This is a genomic window from Marinobacterium zhoushanense, from assembly GCF_014641945.1.
GTDB lineage: Bacteria > Pseudomonadota > Gammaproteobacteria > Pseudomonadales > Balneatricaceae > Marinobacterium_D > Marinobacterium_D zhoushanense.
The window spans coordinates 503,040-515,841 of record NZ_BMIJ01000004.1 but is presented as its reverse complement, the minus strand read 5'-3'; the positions used below and the strand labels follow the sequence as shown (position 1 = coordinate 515,841).

The following is a 12,802-nucleotide window of genomic DNA, read 5'->3' as shown; positions in this document are numbered from 1 at the left end:
TGACCCTCCTTGACCCCTGATGCCTGCTTCACTGCTCATTATTGCACAGCCACATGCTCTGGTAGGGTTGGAGCGTCAGTGTCGTGTAACGGTCGGTGAACTCCATGCCGCTGATCAGATCGACCCACTTGTCCGCGCTGGGCAGGTTCACTTCGCCGAGATCGACCTGGCGGGGACAGTTGGTGACATTGGTGATGGCGAAAATGTGCTGGCTTCGATCCAGGCTCTGGCGCCAGAGTGCCAGTATATGGTCACCCAGCTGCAGGGTGTACTGCACGGCGTTGGGATGGAACGCCTTCTGTCTGACGCGCAGGTCGATCAGCTTCTTCAGGCGGCCCAGCACCCTGGCCTGGTCGGTTGCGGGGTCGTTCAGCCGCTCCTCAAGCTGCTGACGGTCCCACTGGTGGCGGTTGATGGCGCGATTGTGATTGGACAGCTCCACCCTGCGCTCGTCGTTGGGGGTGGCGAGGAAGCTGTGGATATAGAATGCGGGCATTCCCTCCATCGCCAGCATCACCGTATGGGCACAGATGAAACGCTCGATCTGCCACTCATCCTCACCGCTCTGGGTGCCGCGCATCGCTTCGAACAGGGCGATATTGATCTCGTAGGGGCGGGCCTGTCCGGTGGCCAGGGTACGCCAGGAGACACGGGCGCCGAACCCCTCCAGCGTGCGTACCAGCTGGTTTACCTCGTGCTCGCTCAGGTAACCCTCGGCGGGGCGCAGGCCGATGCCGTCGTGGGAGGCGATGAAGTTCAGATAGCAGGTGCCCTGCTGGGTGGGCGGCATGCTCATCAGCCAGTCGCGCAGCGCGCCGCACTCGCCGGTGATCAGGGTGTTGACCAGCAGCGGCGGCAGCGGAAAGTTGTAGACCGTGTGCGCTTCGTTGGCGTTGCCGAAGTAGGAGAGGTTCTCCTGCTTGGGGATATTGGTCTCGGTGATGATCACCGCACCGGGTGTCGCGTGCTCCACCAGCAGGCGCAGCAGGCGGATGATCTCATGGGTCTGCGGCAGGTTGATGCAATTGGTGCCCAGCTCCTTCCACAGGAAGGCGACCGCATCCAGGCGGAAGATACGCACGCCGTGGTCCAGGTATTGGCGCAGGATGCCGACGAACTCCAGCAGCACCGTCGGGTTGGAGAAATCCAGATCGATCTGGTCGTGGCTGAAGGTGCACCAGACATAGCGGGTGCCATTTAGGGTTTCCACCTCCTTCAGCAGCGGCGAGGTGCGGGGGCGCACCACCATGCTCAGATCGTCGTCGGGCGAGGCAAGACGGAAATAGTTCTGCCCCGGATCACGCCCGGCCTTGAAGTTCTCGAACCAGAGACTGCGGCTGGAGCAGTGGTTGATCACCAGATCCGCCATCAGATCGAACTCGCCGGCGATCGCCTCCACATCCTGCCAGTCGCCGAGCGCTTCGTTGACCTCGACATAGTTGATCACCGAGAAGCCGTCGTCGGAGCTCCAGGGAAAGAAGGGCAGGATATGCACCGCGCTGACGCAGTCGTGCAGGTGCTGGTGCAGGAAACTGCGCAGGGTCTGCAGCGGTTTCTCATCCGGGCAGAGCAGGCTGTCACCGTAGGTGATCAGCAGGATATCCTCCTGGTCCCAGAGGTTGGCGTGGGGCTCCGGCGTCCGACAACTGGCGTCGAGCGCCATTTTCTCGATCAGTTGATCCGCCAGGGTACCGTTGTCGGCACCGCCGTAGATGCGGTTCAGATGGCTGACAACCCGTTTGCGCAGCAGATCGAGATCGCCCTGACTCATGATGTGAACTCCGCCGTATCGGCGTCGACCGCCTCCACCAGACGCTCGAAGATATCGGGAACGGCGCTGATGACCCGGTTCCAGCTGGGGATGAAGGGGGTCTCCATCGGCTTGCTGAGGAAATCCTCGCCGGCACGCATGACGTTGCGCGAGAACATCTCCACCGCCAGCTCCTCTTTGTGGATATCGAAATCCAGACCGTTGATCAGGGCGTCGTTGCGGTAGGTCTCGACAAAGTCCAGCGCAATGCGGAAGTAGGTCGCCTTGATGGTGCGGAAGGTCTCGGTGTTGAACACCACCCCTTGTGTGGCCAGCTTGCGGAACATCGATTTGCTGATATCGATCGACATCTTGGACAACCCGGCCTCGGCATTCTCAGCCGACATCGGCTGGTGCTTGTGGTCGTAGGTCTTGGCGATATCCACCTGACAGATACGGTTGTGGGAGTAGTTGCGATTCATCTCCGACAGCATCCCCACCTCCAGGCCCCAGTCGCTGGGGATGCGGATATCGTTGATTACGTCGCGGCGGAAGGAGAACTCGCCGGCCAGCGGGTAGCGGAAGGAGTCCATGAACTCCAGGTACTCCATCGGTCCGAGCACCTTCTTCAGCGCGCGCAGCAGCGGCGTCACCAGCAACCGGCTGACGCGGCCATTGATCTGATTGCCGGCCACGCGGGCGTAGTAGCCCTTGCAGAACTCGTAGTTGAAGTTCGGGTTGGCGACCGGGTAGATCAGCCGGGCCAGCAGGCTGCGATCGTAGGTCAGAATGTCGCAGTCATGCAGCGCTACCGACTCGCCGCGCCCGGTGGCCAGCACATAGCCCAGGCAGTACCAGACGTTGCGCCCCTTACCCGGTTCGCGTGGTGCCAGGTTTAGCTCGCTAAGTAGCTTATCCACCTCGCGCAGGCGTGGTCCGTCGTTCCACAGCACGCGGTGGTGCTGGGGCAGGCGGTCGAAAAACTTCAGCGCCTGGCGGTACTGCTGCTTGTCGGCGCGATCCAGACCGATGACGATCTCATTGAGGTAGGGCACCTGCGCAAGCTCGTCGATGATATGACCGAGCGCTGGCCCCTCCAGTTCGGAGTAGAGCGAGGGCAGCACCAACGACATGGGGCGTCGGCGGCCATATTGCGCCAATTCATTTTCGAGTTCGTCGAGGGGACGGTCGCACAGGTTGTGCAGGGTGGTAATGACACCATTTTGATAAAAATCGCCCATCACATTCTCCTGTCAGGCTAGCGCAAGCGCGCTTGATAGCTCTACGAGCTCCTTAACAGGCGGCTGAAAAACATTAGAGTAAAACATTAGAGAGTCGTTAACGTTTTTCGGCAGCCTGGTAACGATCCAGTAACACCTGGATCACGTTGTTCCAGCCCGCAGGGCCTGCGGCCTGGCTATAGATCACTTCATTCGCGTGCACTACGGGCGCGGGTCGGTGTGGATTGGCGATCACCACGGCAATATCGGCTGCTTCCAGCATCGCCACATCGTTATCGCTGTCGCCGAGGGCGATCACCAATGGGGTTTCGCCCAGCAACGGGCGGTAGAGATTCTTCAACCGCTCCAGCGCCCGGCCTTTGTCGGCTTCAGCCCCCAGCACACTGAGAAAACGCCCACCCTGAAGGCAGTGCAGACCCTGGGTTGCCAGCTCTCGGCTGAACTGCCGCTGGCGCGCATCGCTATCCAGCCAGAGCAGTGCTTCGCTGTAGCGACGCTCCTGTGCCTGTCGGGCGGCGTCCGGCGACAGCCCGGTATGGGTGATCACCTGCTCCAGGCTCCACTGGCCGAAGCTTTCGAAACGGTACTCCCGGCTTAGTCTTGTGAGCTGACTACGGATCTCGTCTATACCAACGCCGAGCGGCAGCTCGATATAGCCCTCGTCGATCCGATCGTCGTCGCGACGCAGGTGGATCTGTTGTTCGGGGATGCAGATCGCCGAGCCATTTTCGATGATGAAGGGGTCGCTATTGCCGAGGCTGGCGCGCAGGTCGATCAGCTCGGCGCGGGTTTTACTGGTGTTGGCAATCACCGGGATGCCGGCAGCGTAGGCACGCTCGAGCGCGGGGCGCGCCGGGGCAAAACTGTAGCTGTCATGGTCAAGCAGGGTTCCATCCAGATCGGTCACGATCAGCAGCGGTGGAGCCGTCTGTTGCGGGTTCGAGTAAGTCATGGCTGGTAGCCGGCATCGGGTGCGATTGAGGGGCGCGAATGCCGGTCAGGTCTCCTGACGCTCTTTTCTATTTGGTCTGCCTGTCATAAAGCGATCTTTGTGCCAGTTCGATACAAAACACGACAAATCCCCCGGTTGACGCCGAATGCAACCGTTTATAAAACATTTACTGGCCCAGCCTTGGTGCACCTGGTCGCAAGGTGTATGCCTATGCACTGATATGGTGCATATCGGTGCCGCAGGCTCGTTAGCCAGCGTTTGCGGTTATTCGGCTACAGAGTTGTTATAGTTAGGTGCTTTAAAACACTTATAGTTTTTTGTCTCTTGCTGGCAAGGAAACGCATGACAACCTTTAACCTTGTTCAGGAAATTAATAGCGCACTCGACACACTCAACCGCTCCGAGCGAAAAGTGGCGCAGGTGATTCTGTCCGATCCCCAGGCAGCGACCCGTGCCTCGATCGCGGTGCTGGCCAAACAGGCCCAGGTCAGCGAACCTACCGTCAACCGTTTCTGCAAGCGTTTCAATACTGCAGGCTTTCCGGACTTCAAGCTCCATTTGGCACAGTCACTGGCCAGTGGGGTGCCCTATGTCACACGCAGCGTCGAACCGGATGACACCGCCGAACGCTATACACCGAAGATATTCGATGCGACGATGGCAAGCCTGGCGCTGGCCAAGGAGGGGTTAAACCCCGCCGATATCGATCTCGCCGTGGATCAGCTGATCCAGGCCAAACAGATCCTGTTTTTCGGTTTGGGCGCCTGCGGTTCCGTCGCCCAGGATGCCCAGCACAAGTTCTTCCGCTTCAACATCCCGGTGGTGGCGTACGACGACGTGCTGATGCAGCGCATGGCGGCCGCTGCCTCCGGTACGCGCGATGTTATCGTGATATTTTCCAATACCGGCCGTACCCGCGAACTGGTGGATATTGCCAAGATTGCCCGCGACAGTGGGGCAACGGTGGTCGGCATCACCAACCCCGGTTCGCCATTGACCAGGCACTGCACCGCTGTGCTCGGCGTGCAGGAGCCCGAGGATACCGATATCTACATGCCGATGCTGTCCCGCATCGTGCACCTGGTCGTGGTCGATATCCTGGCCACCGGCGTGACCCTGCGCCGCGGTCCGCACTTTTTGCCCCATCTGCGCCGGATCAAGGAGTCTTTGAAGGAAACGCGCTATCCGGTTGATGGGAGCGACTGAGCAGATCGACCGCGATGCGTGTGCACATTCATCGGCTAAATATAGAAGGAGTTGCTAATGTCCGCAGTGCTGTTCAATACCCACGACACGACCGATGGCCATCAGCTGATCGAGGTGGTGCTGAACGCAGAGCGCGCTCTGAACGCACTGACCCTGGAGATGATCGAACTGCTGAGTCCGGCGCTCGATGCCTGGGCAGCCGACGAGCGGGTATGTGCAGTGGTACTAAGCGGCGCGGGCGAGAAAGCCTTCTGTGCCGGTGGCGATGTGGTCAGTTTATACCACCGGATCAAAGCGGGTGACAGGGAGGCGCCACAGCGCTATTTCGAAGCCGAGTATCGTCTTGATTATCAGCTGCACCAGTTCCCCAAACCCCTTATCTGTTGGGCTGACGGCATCGTAATGGGCGGCGGTATGGGGTTGATGAATGGATGTGGTGTGCGGGTGGTGACCGAGCGCTCGGCACTTTCCATGCCCGAGGTAACCATCGGTCTGTTCCCGGACGTGGGGGGCAGTTGGTTTCTTAACCGGCTGCCGGGGCGTACGGGTCTGTTTTTGGCGTTAACCGGTAACCCGATCAATCCGGCCGATGCGCTCTATCTTGGCTTGGCCGACCGGTTTATTGAACACTCCCGTTATGGCGAGATGTTGGCGGCACTGAAGGCAGCGAACTGGAGTGGCTTGAGCGCCAACTCCGTTGTCTCCGAAATCGTACGTGGTCTGGAAACGGTATCCGAGCCGATGCTGAATCCCCACTCGCCGATCCGGGATCACTACGACCTGATCCAGGCGATCACCGATCACGACAATGTGCCGGAGATTGTCGGTGCGCTGCTGGCCACCGAGAGCAACGATAACTGGATCGAACGCGCTCAAACAGCGGTGCGTCAAGGCAGTCCGCTCTCTATCTGGATTATTGAACGGCAACTGCGGATCTGCCGTCAGCTGTCGCTGCGCGAGTGCTTCGCCGCCGAGTTGAACCTGGCGGTGCAGTGTGGCTTGCATGCGGAATTTCCCGAAGGGGTGCGTGCCCTGTTGGTAGACAAGGATCGCAAGCCTGAGTGGAGCTACCGCTCGGTGGTCGAGGTGGATCAGGCCTGCGTGGATCAGTTCTTCGAGCCCCTATGGCCGACCAACCCGATGCGTGAGCTGCCAATGCCGCCGGGTGTTCCTGTATGAGACGATCGTTTCGATATTTAAGATTTTATATTTCAGCAATAAATACTTCAGTGTTAGGCTGCAAGTGGATACACTAATCCCAATCTGACTTCGGGCGATATTCTCATCGCCTGTTCGCTATATTTCAGCACTCCAATATGAACGAAGACGATATTACCGCTTATCTACAGCAGTTTTCACTTGAGCAGTTGGAAGAGATAAATCAACTGGTCATTAAACTGGTCATTAAAAAAGCCGAGGATAAAAAGCGCCGGGCTGAAGAGCTGAAGCTTAAACGGCAGCAGGAAGCACTGCGTCGTAAAAAGCAGGAAGAGGATCTGCGGGCTAAACGCCAGGCAGCAGAGCAGAGCCGTAAACAGCAGCAGCCGATGCGTGCCGTGGGTGGCATGCCGCCCAGTCCACCGAAGGATATCGCAGCCCTGGCCGAAGCGGCCGATCTGGATATCAGCGGCCTGTTGCGCGATATCGACCGCCGCAAGCGCTGAGTTACAGGGCCGATCCCAATTCACGGGTGAGGCCCTGCCGTCTGACACCGCCTTTCAGTCCGCAATTGAAATCGAATAGCCGGTAATACCGAGCTACGATTTGAGGCTTCTCCCCGCTGTCTGTTTTGCTACAAAAGCTGTCGTTTTGTTTCTTTGTCAGTGTTTGTAGTCCTTCCAGATTTATTTAACCTTATGAAAATCATATAAAATTTTCGTGGAACGCAGTTTGCAGCTGTCTCCCTGAACACTGAATCCAGAGTCGATTCCATTGGCTTGCGGGAGTAATCAGATGACAGCTGCACAACGCCAGGTCGTAATCAACGATACAACGCTGCGCGACGGTGAACAGACCGCCGGAGTGGCGTTCAATGCCGAGGAGAAGCTGCATATTGCCGCAGCGTTGGCAGCGGCAGGTGTTGGCGAGCTGGAGATCGGTATCCCGGCGATGGGCGAGGCCGAGCGTGATGTGATGCGAGCCATCGCCAGCCAGGGGCTCGGTGCCAGGCTGATGGCCTGGTGTCGTATGTGTGACAACGACCTGATCTCTGCCGTGGGAACCGGTGTCGACCTGGTTGACCTGTCGATTGCGGCATCCGACCAGCAGATCACACACAAGCTGCGCCGCGACCGGGGCTGGGTACTGAACCAGATCGATCAGCAGGTGCGCAAGGCGGTGGATCTTGGTTTCGAAGTCTGTGTCGGTTGTGAAGATGCCTCCCGCGCTGACCTCGATTTCCTGCAGCGGATACTGGAGAGCGCCGAGCGCGCCGGTGCCCGCCGTATCCGTTACGCCGATACTCTCGGTATTCTCGAACCCTTCTCGGTCCTGGCGCAGATGCAGCAGCTGCGCAGCGGCAGCGACATCGAGATCGAGATGCATGCCCATGACGATCTCGGCCTCGCTACCGCCAACACCCTGGCCGCGGTGATCGGCGGCGCTACCCATATCAACACCACCGTCAACGGTCTTGGCGAACGTGCCGGCAATGCCGCGCTTGAAGAGTCGGTAGTCGGGCTGAAGCAGCTGTACGGCATCGATACCGGCGTGGATATCGCCCAGTTGCCGAGCCTTTCGGCGCTGGTGGAGTCCGCCTCCGGACGGGCCGTGCACTGCCAGAAAAGCGTGGTCGGCAGCCATGTTTTCACCCATGAGTCCGGCATCCACACCGATGGCCTGCTGAAAGATTTTCGCAACTATCAGGGGCTCGATCCCCTGCTGCTGGGGCGCAAGCACGAGCTGGTGCTGGGCAAGCATTCCGGCACTCAGGGCGTGATCCACGCCTTCGCCGGTATCGGTATCGAACTCAGTCGCGCCGAGGCGGCGATGATACTCGAGCCGATCCGCCACTTCGTTACCCAAACCAAACGCAGCCCCTCATTGATGGAGCTGCAGCAGTTCCACCTCAATATCCTCAATGCTGATGGAGGTCTTCATTATGAAGCCGGAAACTGAACGCAACGAAGAGCAAAAACGTCTGCAAGCGGAAGACCAGCATGCGGCGGCCATGAAGCGACACCTGGTCTTGACCGGGTTCGTTATGGGGCGTGGAGTGCCAGTCGCCCGGCCGATGACCCGCTGCCCCGGTAAATAAGCGGACAATCTCAAGGAGCGTTGCCATGAATGCAAGTGTCACAACCCAGGGGGCCGAAAAGCGCGGGCTGCTGGCCGCGTGGAAAGAGGATGTGCGCTGTGTATTCAAGCGCGACCCGGCGGCGCGTAATTGGGTCGAGGTACTGACCACCTATCCGGGGGTGCATGCGGTACTGATGCACCGGGTATCGCACCGGCTGTGGCGGGCGAACTGGCGCTATAGTGCGCGGCTGATCGCCTACCTGGTCCGCCTGCTGACCAACGTGGATATTCATCCCGGTGCCAGCGTCGGCGCGCGCCTGTTCATCGACCACGGTGCCGGCGTGGTGATCGGGGAAACCGCGGTGATCGGTGACGATGTCACCCTGTATCACGGTGTCACGCTGGGCGGCACCAGCTGGAACAAAGGCAAGCGCCATCCGACGCTCGGCGACCGGGTGCTGGTTGGGGCAGGGGCCAAGGTGCTGGGGCCGATCACCGTCGCCAGCGACGCCCGGGTTGGGGCCAACTCGGTGGTGGTGCAGGATGTACCCGCCGGCGGCACCGTGGTCGGCATTCCCGGGCGGATCGTGTCCGACCAGCCGGTCACCAGTGGCGAGTACGGCATCAACCTGAACCACCATCTGATTCCTGATCCGGTGGGGCGCGCCATCAGCTGCCTGCTGGAGCGCATCGACAAGCTTGAGTCCCGTCTCGAAGCCCAGGGGCGCCTCGAGCCCGATTACCAGGCCAGTTTCTACAATAGCTGCACACCGTCGAGCGAGATCTGCGAAGTCGACTGTGCCGGTGGCAAACAGCATTTTTCCAGGGGATAGCGCGATGGACCTGCATGATTTCGACGTCAACGATCTCTATTTCGAGTCGCCACCGGAGCCACGCGTACTGGCGCTGCTCGAACAGGCCGCCGAGGCCTATGGCGATGGCGAGGCTGAACCCTATCTGCAGGAAGCTCATGCGCTGGCGCCGGACAACCTGATGGTGCACGTGGCCCTGTACCGCTTCTACTACTACCAGCACCGCTATGCGGATGCGTTGAGCGTGGCCGAGTGCGCGATTGCGATCTCAGGCCGACTGTTCGGCTATCGCGGGCACTGGCGCCAGATGACGCTGGAGATCCTGGCTCACGGCATGGTGCAGTCGTTCAGCATGGTGCGCTTCTACCTGCTGGCGCTTAAGGGCGCGGGGTATCTGCTGCTGCGTATGGGCGAGATCGAAGCCGGCGTCGAGCGTTTGGAGAAGGTACAGCAGCTGGATACGGCTGACCGGCTCAACGTGACGATGCTGCTGGAAGTCGCCTACAACCACATGGGTATCTACACACTGAAACAGCGCATGACTGCGTGAGGGGAAACATATGAGCGACTTCGAGTTTATTGAAGATCTGGAAGAACTGAGCTCAGCGGAAGAGTTTCTCGATTATTTCGAGATCGAGTTCGATGCCAAGGTGGTGATGATCAACCGCCTGCATATCATGCAGCGCTACCACGACTATCTGCAGCAAGCCGAGAAGGCGGGAACCCTGCCCGATCAGGAGTCGACGCTGAAAGAGGCGTACAAGCAGATGCTGACCCAGGCCTATCAGGACTTCGTCGAGTCCGATGCGCTGACCGAGAAGGTGTTCAAGGTGTTCCACATGCATGGTCCGCAGACCACCTTCGTTCCACTGGACCAGCTGCTGGAGTCCTGAGCCTATGAAACCGAGGTATGAGTACGGCGACGAAGTACGCTTGACCCGCAACGTACGCAACGACGGCACTTACCCGGGTACAGAGGTGGGCGAGCTGCTGATCCAGCGCGGCGCCACGGGTGTCGTCTACGATGTCGGCACCTATCTGCAGGACCAGTTGATCTATCGCGTCCACTTTATCGATGCCGGTAAAACGGTCGGCTGTCGTGAGGAGGAGCTGATCCCGGTGGCGCAGAAGTGGATTCAAAACCGCTTCGAGTTTCGTGACAAGGTGCAGGCCCGATGCGCGCTGCAGCTCGATGGCGAGGTGATCGCCCGCAAGGGTGATATCGGCGAGATCGAGAACGTGCTGCGCGAAGAGGATGAGGACGAGATCTTCTACAACCTCTACATCAACGGCTGCAACATCATGCTCCCCGAGCGGGCGCTTGATGCTGCCTCTCTCGATTCTGTCACTACGCAGGAGCAGGCCGATGAAATACAACACTGACAATCCCCATGCGGTGTATGCGCTGTTCAAGCTGGCCTGGAGTCAGTATGGCTGTTCACCGGCCGAACTGACTGGTGAGCGGGAGAAAGAGGCAGCGGCCCGCGTGGCCCACCAGCTGAATATCGAAAGCGCCATCCTCTACTCGGAAGAGAACACCGGTATCGTGGTACCGGAGGGGCAGGTGAGCGCCGCGATCGCCGAGATCAAGGGCCGCTTCCAGAACGAAGAGGCATTCCTGCAGGCGCTGGAGCAGGCAGAGCTGAATATGCAGCTGCTCAAGGATGGTCTGCGGCGCGAACTGCAGGTCGAGGCGGTGCTTGAGCGGGTCTGTGTCGGTCAGGTGCAGGTCAGTGAAGCCGACGCCGAGCTGTTCTACTACCTGCATCCCGAGCGCTTCGCGGTCAGCGAGAAGCGTGAGGTGCGCCATATCCTCGTCACCGTCAACGAGGACTACGCCGAGAATACCGAAGCGTTGGCACTGCAGCGTATCGAACAGATCCGCAGCCGCTTGCTGAAGAAGCCGGGCCGTTTCGAGGAGCAGGCGCAGAAGCACTCCGAATGCCCCACCGCCCTGCACGGTGGTCTCGTCGGCAAGGTGGAGCGCGGCAAGCTGTTTACCGAACTGGACGAGGTGCTGTTCAACATGGCCAGTGGAGAGATCAGCGCCCCGGTGCGTTCGGAGCTCGGTTTCCATCTGCTCTACTGCGGCGAGATCGAACAGCCCCGTCAGGTCCCCCTGGGCGAAATACTCCCCAAGTTGCGGCAGAGCCTCGAAGAGCGTCAGCGCGCTCAGTTCCAGCGTCAGTGGATCGCGGAACAGCTCCATCGCCTTAATGCACCTGCACAAGTGGTGAACGCATGACAGACAAATCCAAGCTCAACTGCTCATTCTGCGGTGTCGAACAGTCGGCGGAAACGCCACTCATCTCCGGTAACGACGGCTATATCTGTTCAGCCTGTGTCGAACTGGCCCACCAGGTCGTCAACAGCTGGGGGCAGAGCGCCAAGCGTGCCGAGCTCGCTGAAACCCTGCGGGTGCCGAAAGAGATCAAGGCGCATCTGGACGAGTACGTGATCGGCCAGGACGGCGCCAAGGAGATCCTCGCGGTGGCGGTCTATAACCACTACCAGCGGCTGATCAATATGGGCCAGAGCGGCAGCCTGCACGACGCCGATCAGGCGGTGGAGCTGGAGAAGTCCAACGTGCTGATGGCCGGTCCTTCCGGCACCGGCAAGACGCTGCTGGTGAAAAGCCTGGCCCGGGTTATCGGCGTGCCTTTCGTGGTCGCCGACGCCACCACCCTGACCCAGGCCGGCTATGTCGGTGATGACGTGGACACCATCCTGCGCCGTTTGGTCGATGCTGCCGACGGCGATGTACAGCGCGCCCAGTGGGGCATCGTCTACATCGACGAGGTGGATAAGCTGGCCAGCAAGGGGATGGGCGCGACCAACACCCGTGACGTCTCCGGCGAAGGGGTGCAGCAGGCACTGCTGAAGATGGTCGAGGGCAACGAGGTCAAACTGCCCAAGAGCGGCCGCCGCCATGAAGGCGGCGACGAGATCATCGACACCACCAATATCCTGTTCATCGTCGGCGGCGCCTTCCCCGGCCTCGAGGATCTGGTGCGCAAACGCCTGCGCCCGCAGAAGGGGGGCATCGGCTTCCAGGCCGCCTTCGTCGAAGACCCCCAGCACACCCACGACCAGCTGCTCGCCGCGCTGCAGCCGGACGACCTGCAGGGCTTCGGCCTGATCCCCGAATTCATCGGCCGCTTTCCGGTGATCACCTTCCTGCATGAGCTGGACGCCGACGCGCTGATACGGGTACTGACCGAGCCGAAAAACTCCCTGGTCAGGCAGTACAGCCAGCTGTTTGCCTACCAGGGCGTCGAACTCAGCTTCACCGAAGAGGCGCTGCAGCGCATCGCCCAGCTGGCCTGCGACCGCGGTACCGGCGCCCGCGGCCTGCGCTCGATCATGGAGTCGGTCCTGCGCCGCACCATGTACGAAATGCCCTCCAACCCGCAGCTCAAGAAAGCGGTGGTCGACCGCGAACAGGTCGACGATGCCAGCGAGCTGATCGTGCGGGAGATCCTGGGCGAGAGCGAGGAGAGCGTGGTCGAGGAGCAGGCGGAGGCTGGCGTGAAAAGCCGTGCTCAGTAACTTGGCGATACTGATCGACTATCCGATGGCCAAGGAGCAGTGCGCCTGCCAATGA

General features: G+C 60.1%; 14 protein-coding genes. 11 read left to right on the top strand and 3 right to left on the bottom strand.

Going from position 1 to position 12,802, the window contains the following annotated elements:
- Nucleotides 1-28 precede the first annotated feature (28 nt).
- From IEX40_RS12130 to IEX40_RS12120, 3 genes are all read right to left on the bottom strand, one after another.
- Nucleotides 29-1,771, bottom strand: a complete 1,743-nt coding sequence (locus tag IEX40_RS12130) for a sugar phosphorylase (protein WP_188748562.1) — start codon at nucleotides 1,769-1,771, stop codon at nucleotides 29-31.
- Nucleotides 1,768-2,991 (bottom strand): glycosyltransferase family protein, encoded by a 1,224-nt coding sequence (locus IEX40_RS12125; protein ID WP_188748560.1) that lies wholly within the window; start codon nucleotides 2,989-2,991, stop codon nucleotides 1,768-1,770. Before IEX40_RS12125 ends, IEX40_RS12130 begins: the two co-directional genes overlap by 4 nt.
- 97 nt (nucleotides 2,992-3,088) lie before the next feature.
- A complete protein-coding gene (locus tag IEX40_RS12120) occupies nucleotides 3,089-3,943 on the bottom strand; it encodes an HAD-IIB family hydrolase (protein WP_188748558.1) in 855 nt (284 codons plus the stop codon).
- A 342-nt stretch (nucleotides 3,944-4,285) separates the two neighbouring features.
- On the opposite strand from IEX40_RS12120, the gene hexR reads away from it, so the two are divergent.
- The 11 genes from hexR to clpX all read left to right on the top strand — a co-directional run bounded on the left by hexR (nucleotide 4,286) and on the right by clpX (nucleotide 12,747).
- Complete coding sequence (hexR, locus tag IEX40_RS12115; RefSeq protein ID WP_188748556.1) at nucleotides 4,286-5,149, top strand: transcriptional regulator HexR; 864 nt, start codon at nucleotides 4,286-4,288, stop codon at nucleotides 5,147-5,149.
- A gap of 57 nt (nucleotides 5,150-5,206) precedes the next feature.
- Nucleotides 5,207-6,328, top strand: coding sequence for an enoyl-CoA hydratase/isomerase family protein (locus tag IEX40_RS12110; RefSeq protein WP_188748554.1), 1,122 nt, complete (start codon nucleotides 5,207-5,209; stop codon nucleotides 6,326-6,328).
- Between the two features lie 137 nt (nucleotides 6,329-6,465).
- On the top strand, nucleotides 6,466-6,813 hold the full coding sequence (locus IEX40_RS12105; protein ID WP_188748552.1) for a hypothetical protein: 348 nt from the start codon (nucleotides 6,466-6,468) through the stop codon (nucleotides 6,811-6,813).
- Between the two features lie 289 nt (nucleotides 6,814-7,102).
- Nucleotides 7,103-8,266, top strand: coding sequence for a homocitrate synthase (gene nifV / locus IEX40_RS12100; RefSeq protein ID WP_188748550.1), 1,164 nt, complete (start codon nucleotides 7,103-7,105; stop codon nucleotides 8,264-8,266).
- Complete coding sequence (locus tag IEX40_RS12095) at nucleotides 8,250-8,405, top strand: hypothetical protein (RefSeq protein WP_188748548.1); 156 nt, start codon at nucleotides 8,250-8,252, stop codon at nucleotides 8,403-8,405. Before nifV ends, IEX40_RS12095 begins: the two co-directional genes overlap by 17 nt.
- A 25-nt stretch (nucleotides 8,406-8,430) precedes the next feature.
- On the top strand, nucleotides 8,431-9,219 hold the full coding sequence (gene cysE, locus IEX40_RS12090) for a serine O-acetyltransferase (RefSeq protein ID WP_188748547.1): 789 nt from the start codon (nucleotides 8,431-8,433) through the stop codon (nucleotides 9,217-9,219).
- A 4-nt stretch (nucleotides 9,220-9,223) separates the two neighbouring features.
- A complete protein-coding gene (locus tag IEX40_RS12085; protein ID WP_188748545.1) occupies nucleotides 9,224-9,748 on the top strand; it encodes a hypothetical protein in 525 nt (174 codons plus the stop codon).
- Between the two features lie 10 nt (nucleotides 9,749-9,758).
- Nucleotides 9,759-10,091 (top strand): nitrogenase-stabilizing/protective protein NifW, encoded by a 333-nt coding sequence (gene nifW, locus IEX40_RS12080; protein ID WP_188748542.1) that lies wholly within the window; start codon nucleotides 9,759-9,761, stop codon nucleotides 10,089-10,091.
- Nucleotides 10,092-10,095: 4 nt separating this feature from the next.
- Nucleotides 10,096-10,581 carry a nitrogen fixation protein NifZ gene (locus tag IEX40_RS12075; protein ID WP_188748541.1) on the top strand — a complete coding sequence of 162 codons (486 nt, stop codon included), beginning with the start codon at nucleotides 10,096-10,098 and terminating at the stop codon, nucleotides 10,579-10,581.
- Nucleotides 10,565-11,443: a nitrogen fixation protein NifM gene (nifM, locus tag IEX40_RS12070; protein ID WP_188748538.1), complete on the top strand. Its 879-nt coding sequence runs from the start codon at nucleotides 10,565-10,567 to the stop codon at nucleotides 11,441-11,443. The genes IEX40_RS12075 and nifM overlap by 17 nt, the downstream gene beginning before the upstream one ends.
- The gene (gene clpX / locus IEX40_RS12065) at nucleotides 11,440-12,747 is read left to right on the top strand and encodes an ATP-dependent Clp protease ATP-binding subunit ClpX (RefSeq protein ID WP_188748536.1); all 1,308 of its coding nucleotides are present in this window, start codon (nucleotides 11,440-11,442) and stop codon (nucleotides 12,745-12,747) included. Before nifM ends, clpX begins: the two co-directional genes overlap by 4 nt.
- The last annotated feature ends 55 nt before the right edge of the window (nucleotides 12,748-12,802 follow it).